Source organism: Shinella sp. 1A1 (assembly GCF_055379515.1).
Genome location: NZ_AP039671.1, coordinates 812015 through 826147, shown reverse-complemented (window position 1 = coordinate 826147; position 14133 = coordinate 812015). Strand labels below are relative to the sequence as shown.

The following is a 14133-nucleotide window of genomic DNA, read 5'->3' as shown; positions in this document are numbered from 1 at the left end:
GGGCGGCTACTTGCCCTCGCCCACTTCCAGCGGCCACGTCACGAGGTAGTCCTCGTAGTCGTCGATATCGATGCCCTCCTCGCTGACGGTGCGCCCGCGCGCGGAGATGCCGGCCTGGTGCACGGTATCGGGATCGCCGGAGACGAGCGGGTGCCACCAGTAGAGGTCGTGGCCGTCGCGGATGAGGCGGTAGCCGCAGGTCGGCGGCAGCCAGGAGATTTTGGCGACGCTCTCCACCGTCAGGCGGATGCAGTCGGGCACGGTCGCCTGCCGGTTCTCGTAGTCCGAGCAGCGACAGCTCTCCCCGTCGAGCAGCACGCAGCGGATGGAGGTCCAGGCGATCTCGCCGGTGTCCCAGTCCTCCAGCTTGTTGAGGCAACAGAGCCCGCAGCCGTCGCACAGGCTCTCCCACTCCGCGTCGTTCATCTCGGCAAGCGTCTTGGTCTTCCAGAACGGCAGGTCGCCGGGCTTTTGCGCAGTATTGGTCGTCATGCCCGACCCCTGAACCCCTTGCGGCCAAAGGTCAAGGCCCTTGCCCCCGCGCCCTTCCCCGCAAAATCCGTTCTGTTGTCTTCAAAAGGCTGTTATCGTGCCCGAATAAACCGCTGGTGACAGGACGTTAACCAGACCCGGGCAGGCTGCGGGCCGTCCCGTCACCCATCCCGTCACAAGGTATGCGATCGTGGAAGACGACAGCCAGAAGCCCGAAAAGCCCCGCCGCCGCAAGCGGCATATCTTCCTGCGCATCGATTCCTGGATCGACTCCACGGTCTGGAACGCCGGCTTCCGCGCGGCGGAAATCTGGGAGGAGATCACCATCTTCTCCCGCCGCTTCCACGTCAAAGGCTGGAAGAAGGCGGCCTTCGAGGTCGCCGGCGAGGGCATGAACCTCGGAAGCGCCGGCTTCGTGCTGCTGCTGGCGCTGGCGCTGCCCGCCTTCGAGGAGACCAAGGGCGACTGGCGCAACCAGAGCGACTTCGCCGTCACCTTCCTCGACCGCTACGGCAACGAGATCGGCCATCGCGGCATCATCCACGAGGATTCCGTTCCCATCGATGAGTTGCCGGACCACCTGATCAAGGCGGTGCTGGCGACGGAGGACCGCCGCTTCTTCACCCATTTCGGCATCGACTTCCTCGGCCTTGCCCGCGCCATGAACGAGAATGCGCGCGCCGGCGGCGTCGTGCAGGGCGGCTCAACCCTCACCCAGCAGCTCGCCAAGAACCTGTTCCTCTCCAACGAGCGCACCATCGAGCGCAAGATCAAGGAGGCGTTCCTGGCGCTGTGGCTGGAGGCGAACCTTTCCAAGAAGGAGATCCTGCGGCTCTATCTCGACCGCGCCTATATGGGCGGCGGCACCTTCGGGGTGGCGGCGGCGGCGCAGTTCTATTTCGGCAAGAACGTGACGGATGTGAACCTTGCCGAATCCGCCATGCTGGCCGGCCTCTTCAAGGCGCCCGCCCGCTATGCCCCGCATGTCAACCTGCCGGCGGCGCGCGCCCGCGCCAACGAGGTGCTGAGCAACCTCGTGCAGGGCGGCCTGATGACCGAGGGCCAGGTGATCGCCGCGCGGCGCAACCCGGCGAGCGTCATCGACCGCAACGAGAAGACCGCGCCGGACTTCTTCCTCGACTGGGCCTTCGACGAGGTGCAGCGCATCGCCAAACCCTTCGCCCAGCATTCGCTCATCGTGCGAACGACCATCGACATGGGCCTGCAGGCCGCCGCCGAGGAGGCCATCGAGAGCGGCCTTCGCCAGTATGGCGAGAGCTACCGCGTCAAGCAGGGCGCGCTGGTGATGATGGAGAACGGCGGGGCGGTGCGCGCCATGGTGGGCGGGCGCGACTATGGCGAAAGCCAGTTCAACCGCGCCACCCGGGCGCTCCGCCAGCCGGGTTCCTCCTTCAAGGCCTATACCTATGCCGCCGCCATGGAGGCCGGCATGACGCCGGAAACCACCATCGTCGACGCGCCGATCAGCTGGGGCGGCTGGTCGCCGCAGAACTACGGCCGCAGCTATGCCGGCCGCATCACGCTGATGACCGCCATGGCGAAATCCATCAACACCGTGCCGGTGCGCCTTGCCAAGGACAAGCTCGGCACCAAGCGCATCGCCGAGATGGCCAAGGAAATGGGCGTGGAAACGCCGCTGCGCACCGACAAGACCATGCCGCTCGGCACCTCGGAGCTGACCGTGCTCGACCAGGCGACAGCCTATGGCGTCTTTCCCGCCGACGGCATGCAGTCGCGCCGCCACGGCATCAGCCAGATCCTCAACTACGACGGCAAGATCCTCTACGATTTCGGCCGCGACGAGGCGCCGGCAAGGCGGGTGCTTTCCGAACAGGCGAACAGCTCGATGAACCGCATCTTCGTCACCATCCCGGTCAACGGCACCGCGCGGCGCGGCGCGCTCGACCGCGGCATCGTCTCGGGCGGCAAGACGGGCACGACGCAGGCCTATCGCGACGCCTGGTATGTCGGCTTCACCGGCAACTACACGGCCGCCGTCTGGTTCGGCAACGACGACTATACCTCGACCAACAACATGACGGGCGGCTCACTGCCGGCCATGACCTTCAAGCGGCTGATGGACTATGCCCACCAGGGCATCGAGCTTCGCCCCATTCCCGGCATCGAGAACCCGCTGCCGGACGGCAAGAAGGCCACCGAGACCGCCAAGGCGCCGAGCGACGACAATCCGCTGCCGGCGCTCGTTCGTCCCCGTTCGCTCTCCTCCGAGGTCACCCGGCTCCTGAAGGACATCGCCCGGCAGCTCGGTGAGGCAACGCCCCTGAAGGCCGATGGCCGCGTGGCCGCGCTTGACGGGGCTTCCGTGAAGCGGACAGAGTGACGGATAGAGCGTTTCCGCGTTTCTCCGAATCGCAAAAACGCTCTATCTCTTCGTTTCGACGCAGTTCCGGACGCAAGACCGCTTCGCACTTCTGCCGGAACTGCTTTTTGTTTTCGTTTGTCTTGTCGGGAAAACCGGGGTCCACTTTCCCTGACAAACTCCAGCTTACTCCAACGGTCCGATCGTCTTGTTCCGCACGCCCCTCGTCATCGCCACAGCGCTCGCCGTCGCCTTCGGCCTCGGCATCCTGAGCTCGATCTATGCCCTCAGGGCAACGGTCGGCTTCGGCGCCATCACGCTCGGGCCGTGGACGGCCTTTCCGGCGGCGCAGACCGTGGATGCCGATCCCTATGCCAAGGCGCACCGCGCGCGCGACGGAAAGCTGCTGCTCGGCGGGGCGGAGGGCCTCGTCTTCACCGCCGCGACGGACAGCGATCGCCGCACCCTGGTCGAGAACTGCCGCTACGAGATCACCGGCATCACCCCGCCGGCCCGCCTGTGGACGCTGCACGCGACGGACGCGCGCGGCAATCCGCTCGCCGGCGCACGGCCGGACCTGCCGACGGGCATCAATGCCTGGTCGGTGCTGCGCGGCGCCGACGGCGACTTCTCGATCGATATCGCCTCCTCCGCCATGCCCGGCAACTGGCTCGCCGTGCCGGAGGGCCGGGCTTCGTTCCTGCTCGTCATGACCCTCCTCGACACGCCGACGGCCGGCAGCTCCGGCGTCATCGACCTTGCCATGCCCGGCATCAAGCGGCTGGACTGCGCCGATGCGTAGCTTCCTCTACGCCATCGCCATCGGCCTGATCGGCGCGGCGCTGCTGCATATCGTCATCATCCTCTCGCTGCCGAGCTTCACCGGCCGCGACGCCTATACGCGGGTGCAGAGCCTCGGCGAGGCGAACCGCTTCTACAAGCTGGCGGAAAAGCCCGGCGACACGCTGGCGCCGATCAACGACGACCCGGCGATGGAGACCTCCGTCTGCACCTTCTCGGTCGAGAACGGCCCGATCCGCCTCTATGCGGAAGGCGACGTGCCCTTCTGGTCGCTCGCCGTCTATGACGAGGCCTCCAACGAGGTCTTCAGCATGAACGACCGCACGTCGGTCTCGGGCGCGCTCGATACGCTGATCGCGACGCCCATCCAGCTCATCGGCATCCGCAAGGCGGTGCCGCCGGAACTGGAACAGTCGATCCTCGTGGAGATGCGGGGAGAGGAAGGCTATGCGGTGCTGCGCACCTTCGTGCCGACGGAGAGCCGGCGGAAAGCCGCCGACGGCTTCCTTGCAGACGCAAGCTGCGAACCCTTCACGCCCGACCAGTAGGCGCGGACGAGCGTCGACAGCCCAGGGCCGCTTCAGGGCCGGCGGGCCGTATCCTGGACGCCGCGCTTTGCGGTCTTGCCGCGGGGCGCGATCATGGCCGGCGTCAGGCGCTCGTAGCGCACGCCGGTAAAGAGAAGGATCTTTGCCGGCGCCTCCGGGCGGGCGGCCTCGCGCCGCGGCATTCGCGTGCGCCATTCGCTCATTCGTACCACGTCTGCCATTCTCGCCTCCAAGAGAAGAATCGAGACGGATGAAGTACTCCTACAAATCTCACCCTGCCCGTTTGAACGGGCCGGTGCCTCCGGTTCCGTCACCCGGACGCGGCAGGAGCGCATCGTCATCCCTGTCGCATACGGGTGGAAAACGGCGATACGGGACCAGAAGTTTCCCTTTCACGGGAATGTGTCTGGCGGCCGTCCGGTATCCGGAACATCGCACCTTTCCCTGCCGAAGCGGCGCGCCCGAGGGCGGATCCCGCTTCCTGGTCGAATCATAGCACGTCTTTCAAGAGAGACGAGCCGATCCATGTCCCCAGAAATAGCGGTGATCGGGTTAACAGCCTGTTAAGAATAAGCAGGAACGCATCTTCGCGCTGTTTCGCAGGGAACAGGACCCCGCCAAAACCCCTCTTCCCGGCCACGTCCGGGACCGTAGTGAGTCGGGAAAGCCGCCGTTTTTCGTTCGAGATTCCGGCACGATTTCCATCCGCCTCCAGCTCTCCATCCAAAAACATTACAATAATCTAATTTAGATATACATTGAATCAAGACCCCTTCACAGCTTTTCGGTGGCGGATGGGCCGGATCGGTTCTCCGCCCGTTAACATTGCTATATATTATATATTTCTAATTTAATATATTAAGGGAAAATACGTGGAATAATGCGCGCCGCGCCCGAAGATAGACATGAAAAAGTGCACCCCAATATTTAAAGTAAAAAAGATAATTCAAAAGATATTTCATGACTTTTTCATAGTAAAAATTCCATTTCCTTTTTAGCAACTCCTGATTAAGAAATTGAATTTTCCATTAAAGGTGGCTAATGTAACGTTAACGCCACACGAAATAGAAGGCGGCGTTCCTCATTACCAAGCAACACTGAGAGGATTAGTCATGTTTTCGCGTAGAATCCTATTCTCCGCAACTACAGTTGCGGCCTGCGTTGGCCTTTATGCTTTCAATGCCGACGCTCAGACAACACGGCAGGACCGTGCTGAAAGCGCCTGCGAAGCAGCCCTCGCCTCCGGCGATATGGCCGCATTGCGGCAGGTACAGCGGCGTTTCAGCAATGAACTGACAGCTTGCACCGCCTTGGCGACAACCTTCGTCACCCTTCCTGAAAGCAGCGGCGGTTCATTCGCCGGCCGCCTTGCCACCCCCGGCAACAATGGCGACGATGGTGACGGCGATGGCGACGGCGGCGGTAACGGCGGCGGTCATCATGGTCATCACGGTGGCCATCACGGCCACCACGGCGGTCATGGCGGTCACGGTGGTCATGGCGGTCACGGTGGTCATGGCGGTCACGGTGGTCATGGTGGCCACGGCGGTCATGGTGGCCACGGCGGTGACGGCGACGGCCACGGAAACGGCCACGGCGGCGGTCATGGCGACGGCGACGGCAACGGCCATGGCGGCGGTCATGGCAACGGCCACGGAAACGGCCATGGTAACGGCCACGGCGGCGGCCATGGTAACGGCCACGGCGGCGGCCATGGTAACGGCGGCGATGGCCATGGGAACGGGAACGGGAACGGTAACGGAAACGGAAACGGAAACGGTAACGGAAACGGGAACGGGAACGGGAACGGGAACGGGAACGGGAACGGTAACGGAAACGGTAACGGAAACGGAAACGGTAACGGCAACGGCAACGGCAACGGCAACGGAAACGGAAACGGAAACGGAAACGGCAACGGCAACGGCAACGGCAACGGCAACGGCAACGGGAACGGGAACGGGAACGGCAACGGCAACGGCAACGGGAACGGCAACGGCAACGGCAACGGCAACGGCAACGGCAACGGGAACGGGAACGGGAACGGGAACGGGAACGGCAACGGGAACGGCAACGGGAACGGCAACGGGAACGGCAACGGGAACGGGAACGGCGGTCACGGTCGCGGATAGCGACTACAATCGTCCTGTTTACGCTTCGAATGCCACAGCAAAAAAGGCCAAGGGGACGTCTGTTCCCTTGGCCTTCATCATGTCTTCCATTGAGATCGGGCGGCGCGCTTTCACGCGCAGCAGGATGCGGCCGCCGTTACAAATCCGTGGTCTGCGTTCCGCAGGGCCTGATATGTTGGCTGACATATTCATAGGGCATGACCTTGAGATTGCGGTTCAGCCCGCCATTGTCCCTCAGCCAGCCGAGAACCCAGCGCGGATACTTCTTCAGCAGATAGGTCGCGGCGACCCTGTTGCCCTGCGAGGAGCTGCCGAACGGCAGGTGGAAGCCGAAGCGCGCGGCGGGCGTCACGCAAAGCTGCTCCTGGTTGAGGCCGAGATAGATGGTGCAGGCGGAATCGCAGCGGCCGCTGAATTTCACCGGCTGCCCCGTCTGTTCGAGTTGAGCCGCCTTGAGGGCATAATCGACGATCATGCCACCGTGGTCATTGCCGACCGTGTAGAACGCCCCCGTCCCCGACACGGCCATTGCCGTGGCAGTCGTCGTCGCAAGTGCGACCAGGGCGATGGATGCAATGCGAGCAGTGCTGGCGATCGGCTTCATGAGAGTGTCTCCGTTTACGAGACGTCTATCAGTCATTCCTAAAATTCCCGTTAAGATGTAGCGCTGAATGCGCGCCCGGTGGAAAGGGGACCGGCAAAGGCCGGCCTTTCTTCAAGCGCTACTCCGAAACCGCACGGGAAACGGCCGTGGGTAAAACGCAGGACAAAGCGGTGCGCGCAAGACCGGGAAAAAACGGGCAAGTTGGGCATTAGTATGGCCTTAAATACGTGAAAGCGGTGAATGTCCCCGTTTTCCCCGGAACCCACAGCAGGCTCGGCATCGTCGTTTCATCACTCTAGCATGAAGCAGGGCAACAACGAATGCCGCCCGCGCAACGCCGGCGCCAATCGGCCGGCGCACCCGGAAAATCCCGGTTCCGGACAGTATAGCTGCTTGTATTCGCTATTGTTTACGAAAAGGCAAGGTTAACGGCTCGCTAAGGTTTTTCCTCTACTTTTCATGAGTGATATGGGGATCGGCAGGGGGCTGCCGGTCCGGGGATGACAGGTGTTTCGTGGCGGACAGGTTTCGCGAACTGGAGAGACCGCAAGCCGGGCGGCCGAAGGACATCGTATTGATGGCCACGGTCTCCAGCTTCGAGAGCCTGCGTTTTCCGTCGCGGTCGGATCTCGTCCAGTTCGGCGAACTTTTCGAACAGCTCTATGCCGCTTCCAGCGATGAAGCGCGCCGGCAGGCCGTCGCCGCCTTGTCGCGCTGCCCGCAGGTGCCGCAGGAAACCGCCCTGTTCATCGCGCATCAGCCGATCAGCATCGCGGCCATCTTCCTGATGGGCTCGAAGACGATAACCGACGGCACGCTGCTCGACATCCTGCGCGCCACCGGCCCCGACCATGCCCGCGCCATCGGCCGGCGCGACGATCTTTCGCCCGCCGTCATCGAGGCGCTGGTCGGTACCCACCAGGAGCATGCCAGCCGCAGGACCGGCGAGGACCGCGCGGAGGCCCTTCGCGAGGCCGCGCGGCTGGAGCGGGAAGAGGAAATCCGTGCGGAATTGCGCGCGCTCGTGCGCGCGGCGACGCCCGCCGCCGAGGCGCCCGTCCGGCTGGTGCCGGCAAGCGAGATCCATCAGGCGCTGTTCGTGCGCTTCGCGCGCTCGGGCGATGTCGGCATGATCGCGGTGACACTCGCCGATGCGCTCGCCTCCAGCCAGTGGCTTTCCGAACGCATCCTTCTCGATGTCTCGGGCCGGCAGCTCGGCGAGACGCTGCTGGCGCTCGGCGTGGCGGAGGCCGATGGCCTCTTCGTGTTGAGGACGATCTATCCGCATCTGGCCGAAGGCGGGGCCGAGACGCTCATCGCCTCGCTCGATCCCGCCGAGGCGACCCGCCGGGTCGAGAGCTGGCAGAGGGCCGACCGCTACACGAATGGCGACGGCCTGCCGAAGGCCGCCAACCGCGACGCTGCCCCGGCCGGAGGGCTGGAGCATCGGGACGCATTGCCAGGACCCGGCCGGCAGAGCGCCGCCGGCTGACGCCCCCTTCAAAACACCCGGCGCCGCACCGGCGCGCGGACCGCAGCTTCCTCGTCCCGCCCGCCCGAAAGCGCGGCCAGCGTCATCAGCACGAACATTCCCGAAATCAGCAGTGCGAGGGCAGGCAGCACGATCAGCATGGGTCTCTCCAGGGGTCCGCACAGGCCGCTGCCTGTGTGCCTTGCTTTTCCCATGGCCGGATGTGGGCCGCTGTTCCCGGCGGAACAGGCGTCATGCGGAGGCTTGCCCCTCACCCTAACCCTCTCCCCGCAAGCGGGGAGAGGGGACGTGCCCCACGCGCGGTAGTCATTTGGGGAAACCGGTTCGACATATCCCCTTCGCCCCGCTTGCGGGGAGAAGGGGATATGCCGCACCGTTTTCCCTAGCCAATAACCATGCGTGGGGCACGTCCCCTCTCCCTGCCTGACGGAGAGGGTCAGGGCGAGGGGCGAATCTCAGCGCGGCAGTTCCGGCCGATACCCCTCCGCCCCCCAGGCATGCGCCCGCCGCTGGCCGGCGGCCGGCGGGGCATAGTGCCGGGCGAGCGCCATCAGGGAGGCGCGCAGGAGGAGTTTTGCGGAGCGGGCGGGCCATTGGCGTTCGCGTTCCACGGTTTCCAGCCCCTTCATGAAGCAGCAGACGTCGAGGGCGACGCCGGAGAGTTCGGGGCCCATCGCCTCGATGGCGCGGGCGACGCGCAGGCGCGCGGCGAGCGCCGTGTCGGTAAGGTCGCGCGACGCGCCGGCCTCGCCCTTCTGGCGGCCGGCGATGCGCGGCTCCCAGGACATGGTCATGCGCGGCTGGAGGCCGCCGCGGGTGAAATCGGCGTGCAGCCGCTCGCCAGCGGCGAGCGCGCTTTCCGGAAGGTAGGCGTCGCCCGACTTCTCCTTCAGCCGTGAAAGGCCCGCCAGCGGCGATTCGAGGCGGTTGGCGAGCGCCTTTTCGCGCACGCCGTCACGCAGCACCACGACCTCCTCGATATCCCGGTGCTGGCCGGCGAAGGGCGTTTGCGCCTCGCAGAGCCGGCGGCGCAGATGCGCGCGCGCCTCCGGCGTCGCCGCCAGCAGGTTTCCGTCGCGGCGGACGAGGCCGAGGCTGAGGGCCTCCCCGAGGATCGCGGGGGAGACGGACTGCGCCCTGCCGCCGGCAGCGGCGAGCGTGCCCTCACCCTCGAGGCGCGCTTCGCCGGCCGCCAGCAGGAAGCGCAGGAGTTTCGCAAGGTCGGCGGCATTCTTCCGTGCGGTCGCGTCACTCATGGCTGCCGATCCCCGCCGGGCCGAACACCGAAAGGACGACGCGCTCGATGGCCGAGACGAAGGCGTCGAAGGCGGCATCGTCGCGGCGATCCTCCACCACGTTGCAGGCATGGCCGACCGTGGTGCGGTCGCGGCCGAAGGCCATGCCGATCTCCGACAGCGAGAGCCGCAGCACGACATGGCAGACATACATGGCGATCTGGCGCACATGGCAGGTGGTGCGGCGGCTGTCGCGGCGCCAGAGCGGGCGGTCGCCCGCAAGGGCCGTCATCTCCAGAACGAGCTGGCGCACGATGCGGCAGGCGACGGGCGCCGGCACCGTCGGCGGCTCCTGCACGGCCATCGTCCGGCGGACGGCACGCGTCCCCTCGCCCGGCTCCATGCCGGATCCGGCGCCCTTGACTTCCGGCGCGGGGCCGGCGGAAGGTGGAACCGCTCGGGACGACCGTCTCTGGGAAACGATGAACTGGTGCATGACTGGCCACTCCGTTGATAGGAATTTATTCATACACCCTAGAGGATGGGCGAGGATGAATGAAGCACCCTGGCGCAATCATCCGTTGAATTTCTTCATATATTTGTGACAGGCATCCCCGATATAGGCTTATATTCCTTTTCCCTTGCGAAGCCTTGTGCGAAAAGCGTGGCCTTGCCGGCGTCTCCGCAACGCAAAAGGCCGGAGCCTTGCGGCTCCGGCCCTGGATCATCGGCCCCCTCGTTCCCGTCGCGATCCCCGGCGTTGAGTCCGAGGTTTGTGGATGCTCGGGTCAGGCCCGAGCATGACGAAGGAGAGGTTTCGGGACTTTGCCGACAGCATCAGGCCGGCGCCTCACGGCACCGGCCTTTAAATTGGCAGCAGGTCGCGCTGGATTACTTGCCGGCCTTGCGGCGCTGGCCGAGGCCCATTTCCTTGGCGAGGCGCGAGCGGGCCTCGGCATAGGCGGGGGCGACCATCGGGTAATCGGCCGGCAGGTCCCACTTCTCGCGGTATTCTTCCGGGGTCATGCCGTAATGGGTCATCAGGTGGCGCTTGAGCGACTTGAACTTCTGGCCGTCCTCGAGGCAGATGATGTAGTCGTTCTGCACGGACTTCTTCACCGGCACCGGCGGCTTCGGCTTCTCGGCGGCGACGGGCGCCTCGACGGTGGCGACGGGCTGCGTGGTGTTGTTGAGCGCCGCATGCACGTCGGCGATCAGGCCCGGCAGTTCCGAGACCGGCACGACATGGTTGCCGACATAGGCCGCAACGATATCGGCAGTAAGCTCGACGAGAAGATTGGAGCCGGCGCCAAGGGTTGTTTCTGTCATTTCTTTCTCCTGTCGGATATCGTTGTAGTCGAAAGCGCTGCTGACGACCGCGTTCCTGAATTCCGGATAAAGCCTTACTTCGAGCTGATTATGTGGCAAAACGATGCTCGCGCGAACGATGACGTTCGAAACAGCGGCATTTTACGCCAATATAACTTTTCACTACAGCGGCCGCTGTTTTCAGCGATTCTCTTGCCGTCATCAATACCGCATTCGCGCGACTACGGCAGGAACTCAACTTAGACAGGAAATCGATGCAGGCGCTAAATCAACCGGAATGCTTTACTTCGCCTGAAATATCATTCCCGGTTTGATTGTCCAGTATTATTTTGACAAAGCACAGAAAGAGCTTTCATGCCTTCAATCTATCCGCTGAAATTCAGTGGATACTCAAATTCCGGCCATGATCTATAAACCAAATGTCAACGCTTCTTGGCGTTGCGCTTCTCTGCCTCGCGCATATCGTCCATCACGGTTGCGCGCGCGAGGCGATAGCCCGCGCCATGGGCGGCCTTGGCGACGAGGTGGGCGGCGACCGGCGCCGTCAGCACGAAGAAGACGAAGCCGGCGAGCGCCCGGGTGAGGATCGCGATGTCGAAGGCGTGGATGCCCGCCGCAAGCAGCATCAGGCCCGAGCCCACGGTGCCGGCCTTGGAGGCCGCATGCATGCGCGTATAGACGTCCGGCAGGCGCACGAGGCCGACGGCGGCGAGGAAGGTGAAGATGCCGCCCGCCACCAGCATGACGGCGACGACGAGCGCCAGGATCATCTCCGTCATCGGCGTTTCCTCCGCTTGCCCGCCTTTTCCCGCTTGCGCCCTTCCGCAAGTGCCTCGCTCTCCTCGCCCGCCTCCATGCCCTGGCGCATGACGAAGCGCGCGAAGGCGACGGTCGCCAGGAAACCGACGAGGCCGAGCGCGATGGCGATATCGATATAGAGGTTGAAGCCGGTGCGGATCGCCACGACGGCGATGAAGCCGATGGCGATGGCGACCAGCATGTCGAGCGCGACGATGCGGTCCGGCAGCGTCGGCCCCCGGACGACGCGGAAGGCCGTCAGGAAGAAGGCCGCGCACATCAGGAGAAGCGCGATCGCGGCAGCGGCGGAGATGATCGTTTGCGCGTCCATCAGCGGAAAGCCTCCAGGATCTTCCTCTCGAAGCCGTTCGCGATGTCACGCCGCGCGCCGGCCGGATCGGAGCAGTCGATGGCATGCACGTAGAGCACCATGCGATCCGCCGAGACGTCGACGGAGAGCGTACCCGGCGTCAGCGTGATGAGGTTGGCGAGCAGCGTGATCTCGAAATCCCGGTCGACCGTCAGCGGGAAGGCGAAGATGCCGGGCTTCAGCGTCATTTTCGGGCTCGCCACCAGCACCGCGACCTTCCATGCCGAGAGCGCCAGTTCCTTGATGAAGAGCGCCAGCAGCGAGAGGATCTTCAGCGGCCGCAGGCGCCGGCCGTCCGGCTGGATATGGCCGCGGATCAACAGCAGGGACAGCGCGCCGGCGGCGATGCCGAGCAGGAGGTTCGGCACGGTGAAGCTGCCGGAAACGGCGAGCCAGACGAGGGCGAAGAGCGCGATGGTGACGGTCGGCCGCATGGTCAGTTCACCCCCGGAAAGACCGAGCCGAGATAGGCCCGCGGATCGGAAAGTCCCTCGGCGGCGTGCTGGACGGTCGAGAGCAGCGCCTCGGGGAAGAGGCCGAAGACGACGGTGAGCGCCGTCAGCGCCGCCAGCGGCAGGAGCGCGCTTATAGGGATCGCCATGGCCGGCAGGGCCTCGCCGGCGGGGCGCCAGTAGGCGAAGAGGAAGACGCGGCCGAGCGCGATGGTGGTCAGGAAGCCGGTGAGGAAGATCGCCGCCGTCAGCCACCAGGCGCCGATATCGATGGCGGCCTTGGCCACCATGACCTTGGGCCAGAAGCCGGAGAACGGCGGCAGGCCGGAGACGGCGAAGAACAGCACCAGCGACAAGGCGGAAAAGAGCGCCGAGCGGCTATAAAGCCCGCCGAGCCGGTTGAGGTCGAACGAGCCGGCGAGCCGTCCCGCCAGACCCGCCGCCATGTAGAGCGCGGTCATGACCACCATGGAATGCAGCGCATAGAAGATCGCCCCGCCGATGCCGCCGGGGCTGCCGAGCGACAGGCCCGCCAGCATGACGCCGATGCCGGAAATGACGACATAGCCGAGAAGGCGGCGGATATCGCTCTGCCCGAGCGCGCCGAGCGCCCCGACGAGCATGGTGGCGACGGCGATGATCGCGATGACGAAGCTCAGCGCCTCGCGCTCGACGGGAAAGAGCATGACCAGCGTGCGCAGCAGCGCATAGATGCCGACCTTGGTGAGAAGGCCGGCGAAGAGCGCGGAAACGACGACCTTCGGCGTGTGGTAGGAGGCCGGCAGCCAGAAATTCACCGGGAAGGCCGCCGCCTTCATGCCGAAGGCGAGGAGATAGAGCGTGGCGAGCGTCATCAGCGGCAGGTGTTCACGCCCGGCCGCCGCCTTGGCGGCGATGTCGGCCATGTTGAGCGTGCCGAAGACGCCATAGAGATAGCCGGTGGCGATGAGGAAGAGCGTCGTCGCGATGAGGTTGAGGAAGGCGTATTTGATCGCGCCGTCGATCTGGCGCGGCTCGGAGCCGAGCGTGATGAGGCCGAAGGACGAGATCAGCAGCACCTCGAACCAGACATAGAGGTTGAAGATGTCGCCTGTCAGGAAGGCGCCGGAAACGCCGGCCATCAGCAGCAGCAGGAACGGATAGAAGCCGTAGCGCCGGCCGCTGCCATCGATATCGGCGAGTGCATGGACGCCGCCGGCCAGCGCCACCACCGCGCCGGAAAGCGCGAAGAGCACGCCCGTCAGGTCCGCCGTAAAGGCGATGCCGAAGGGCGGTAGCCAGCGGCCCATGACCATGGTGACCGGCCCGTTCGCCGCGACATGGGCGAACAGCAGCGCATCGAGCGCGACGAGCACGGCGAGCGCCGGCACGGCGATCCAGCCCTGCACATGCAGCGACTTGCGCAGCATCAGCAGCACGGCGCCGACAAGGATGCACCAGGCGGGCGGCAGCACGACCAGCCAGTCGGCGGTCGCGACCGGCGTCGTGACGAGGGCTGCGGAAAGGTCTGCGGGGTTCACGGCCATTGGCGGGTCGGTTCCT

At 64.9% G+C, this 14133-nt stretch carries 16 protein-coding genes; 4 read left to right on the top strand and 12 right to left on the bottom strand.

What is annotated here, in order from left to right:
- Positions 1 to 6 precede the first annotated feature (6 nt).
- Complete coding sequence (locus tag ACZ48C_RS04080) at positions 7 to 492, bottom strand: YcgN family cysteine cluster protein (protein WP_464782267.1); 486 nt, start codon at positions 490 to 492, stop codon at positions 7 to 9.
- A gap of 187 nt (positions 493 to 679) precedes the next feature.
- Here ACZ48C_RS04080 and ACZ48C_RS04075 point away from each other — a divergent pair, with 187 nt between their 5' ends.
- The 3 genes from ACZ48C_RS04075 to ACZ48C_RS04065 all read left to right on the top strand — a co-directional run bounded on the left by ACZ48C_RS04075 (position 680) and on the right by ACZ48C_RS04065 (position 4182).
- Entirely contained in the window at positions 680 to 2854 is a 2175-nt protein-coding gene (locus ACZ48C_RS04075) for a transglycosylase domain-containing protein (RefSeq protein ID WP_464782772.1), read from the top strand.
- A gap of 187 nt (positions 2855 to 3041) precedes the next feature.
- On the top strand, positions 3042 to 3635 hold the full coding sequence (locus tag ACZ48C_RS04070; protein WP_119258915.1) for a DUF1214 domain-containing protein: 594 nt from the start codon (positions 3042 to 3044) through the stop codon (positions 3633 to 3635).
- The gene (locus tag ACZ48C_RS04065; RefSeq protein WP_313196634.1) at positions 3628 to 4182 is read left to right on the top strand and encodes a DUF1254 domain-containing protein; all 555 of its coding nucleotides are present in this window, start codon (positions 3628 to 3630) and stop codon (positions 4180 to 4182) included. The genes ACZ48C_RS04070 and ACZ48C_RS04065 overlap by 8 nt, the downstream gene beginning before the upstream one ends.
- 32 nt (positions 4183 to 4214) lie before the next feature.
- Here the strand turns inward: ACZ48C_RS04065 and ACZ48C_RS04060 are convergent, their stop codons facing one another.
- From ACZ48C_RS04060 to ACZ48C_RS04050, 3 genes are all read right to left on the bottom strand, one after another.
- Positions 4215 to 4403, bottom strand: coding sequence for a hypothetical protein (locus ACZ48C_RS04060; RefSeq protein ID WP_464782266.1), 189 nt, complete (start codon positions 4401 to 4403; stop codon positions 4215 to 4217).
- A 1131-nt stretch (positions 4404 to 5534) separates the two neighbouring features.
- On the bottom strand, positions 5535 to 6299 hold the full coding sequence (locus ACZ48C_RS04055; protein ID WP_464782265.1) for a hypothetical protein: 765 nt from the start codon (positions 6297 to 6299) through the stop codon (positions 5535 to 5537).
- Between the two features lie 148 nt (positions 6300 to 6447).
- Complete coding sequence (locus ACZ48C_RS04050) at positions 6448 to 6915, bottom strand: hypothetical protein (RefSeq protein WP_119258217.1); 468 nt, start codon at positions 6913 to 6915, stop codon at positions 6448 to 6450.
- Between the two features lie 577 nt (positions 6916 to 7492).
- On the opposite strand from ACZ48C_RS04050, the gene ACZ48C_RS04045 reads away from it, so the two are divergent.
- On the top strand, positions 7493 to 8407 hold the full coding sequence (locus tag ACZ48C_RS04045) for a DUF2336 domain-containing protein (protein ID WP_464782264.1): 915 nt from the start codon (positions 7493 to 7495) through the stop codon (positions 8405 to 8407).
- A gap of 8 nt (positions 8408 to 8415) precedes the next feature.
- Here the strand turns inward: ACZ48C_RS04045 and ACZ48C_RS04040 are convergent, their stop codons facing one another.
- The 8 genes from ACZ48C_RS04040 to ACZ48C_RS04005 all read right to left on the bottom strand — a co-directional run bounded on the left by ACZ48C_RS04040 (position 8416) and on the right by ACZ48C_RS04005 (position 14117).
- On the bottom strand, positions 8416 to 8547 hold the full coding sequence (locus ACZ48C_RS04040) for a hypothetical protein (protein ID WP_318911219.1): 132 nt from the start codon (positions 8545 to 8547) through the stop codon (positions 8416 to 8418).
- Between the two features lie 315 nt (positions 8548 to 8862).
- The gene (locus ACZ48C_RS04035; protein ID WP_464782263.1) at positions 8863 to 9663 is read right to left on the bottom strand and encodes a DUF6456 domain-containing protein; all 801 of its coding nucleotides are present in this window, start codon (positions 9661 to 9663) and stop codon (positions 8863 to 8865) included.
- On the bottom strand, positions 9656 to 10006 hold the full coding sequence (locus ACZ48C_RS04030; RefSeq protein ID WP_313194134.1) for a helix-turn-helix domain-containing protein: 351 nt from the start codon (positions 10004 to 10006) through the stop codon (positions 9656 to 9658). The genes ACZ48C_RS04035 and ACZ48C_RS04030 overlap by 8 nt, the downstream gene beginning before the upstream one ends.
- Before the next feature lie 527 nt (positions 10007 to 10533).
- Positions 10534 to 10971, bottom strand: a complete 438-nt coding sequence (locus tag ACZ48C_RS04025) for a Ros/MucR family transcriptional regulator (RefSeq protein ID WP_119258210.1) — start codon at positions 10969 to 10971, stop codon at positions 10534 to 10536.
- Positions 10972 to 11393: 422 nt separating this feature from the next.
- On the bottom strand, positions 11394 to 11750 hold the full coding sequence (gene mnhG / locus ACZ48C_RS04020) for a monovalent cation/H(+) antiporter subunit G (protein WP_454635508.1): 357 nt from the start codon (positions 11748 to 11750) through the stop codon (positions 11394 to 11396).
- On the bottom strand, positions 11747 to 12100 hold the full coding sequence (locus tag ACZ48C_RS04015; RefSeq protein ID WP_119258208.1) for a cation:proton antiporter: 354 nt from the start codon (positions 12098 to 12100) through the stop codon (positions 11747 to 11749). Before ACZ48C_RS04015 ends, mnhG begins: the two co-directional genes overlap by 4 nt.
- Positions 12100 to 12573 (bottom strand): Na+/H+ antiporter subunit E, encoded by a 474-nt coding sequence (locus tag ACZ48C_RS04010; RefSeq protein ID WP_464782262.1) that lies wholly within the window; start codon positions 12571 to 12573, stop codon positions 12100 to 12102. The genes ACZ48C_RS04015 and ACZ48C_RS04010 overlap by 1 nt, the downstream gene beginning before the upstream one ends.
- Before the next feature lie 2 nt (positions 12574 to 12575).
- Complete coding sequence (locus tag ACZ48C_RS04005; protein WP_464782261.1) at positions 12576 to 14117, bottom strand: Na+/H+ antiporter subunit D; 1542 nt, start codon at positions 14115 to 14117, stop codon at positions 12576 to 12578.
- Positions 14118 to 14133 lie beyond the last annotated feature (16 nt).